1 protein-coding gene is annotated in these 909 nt (G+C 73.5%); it reads right to left on the reverse strand.

What is annotated here, in order from left to right; genetic code table 11:
• Positions 1-909 (reverse strand): pre-mycofactocin synthase MftD (mftD, locus tag TEK04_RS21220; RefSeq protein WP_336406359.1); only part of this gene is annotated, 909 nt, incomplete at its 5' end.

A 909-nucleotide genomic window follows, 5' to 3' on the forward strand; every position in this document is an offset into this window, starting at 1 on the left:
TCAGACGACGTGCTGCTGGTCGGCGGTGCCCAGCACCCGGGGCCAGCCGGTCGGGGCGACGACGTCCTCGGGCCGCAGGTCCTTGACGTCGCGGTGGCCGAGCCCGAGGACGGCGGAGTCGATGCCGCTGCGCAGGATGTCCAGCACGTTCTCGACGCCGGCCTGCCCGTTGGCCGCAAGGCCCCACAGGTAGGCGCGGCCGATCATGGCGGCCTTGGCGCCCAGGGCGAGGGCCTTCACGACGTCGGAGCCGCGGCGGATGCCGCCGTCGGTGACGACCTCGATCTGGTCGCCGACGGCCTGCGCGATCGCCGGCAGCGCCCGGATGGGGGCCGGGGTGCCGTCGAGGTTGTTGCCGCCGTGGTTGGACACCGAGATCGCGGTGACCCCGGCGTCGACGGCCCGCTTCGCGTCATCGACCCGCATGACGCCCTTGAGCATGAACGGCCCGCCCCACTGCTCCCGCAGCCATGCGACGTCGTCCCAGGTCGGCAGCGGGGTGCCCATCCACTCGCCGTAGGCGCCGAAGAAGGTGGGCGCGGAACCCCCGGGCGGGGCGAGGTTGGGGGTGGTCAGGTCCGGGATGCTGCCGTGCTTGAGCCAGGTGGCCAGCCACTGCGGGCGCAGCGCCACCTCGGGGCCGAACTGCAGCGCCGCCTTCAGGTCGACCTTCTCGGGGATCGCCGGGGACCCCCAGTCGCGGCCGTTGGAGAACGACCAGTCCAAGGTCATGATCAGCCCGACGCAGCCGGCGGCGCGGGCGCGCTCCATGCGCTGCACCAGCACGTCGCGCGAACCCACCCAGTACATCTGGAAGAACGTCTGCGGGCTGGCCGCCGCGACCTCCTCCACCGCCTTGGAGGCGAAGGAGGACAGCCCCATCGCGATGCCGCGGGCGGCGGCGGCCCG

This window comes from Klenkia sesuvii (genome assembly GCF_037083825.1).
Taxonomy (GTDB): Bacteria; Actinomycetota; Actinomycetes; order Mycobacteriales; family Geodermatophilaceae; genus Klenkia; species Klenkia sesuvii.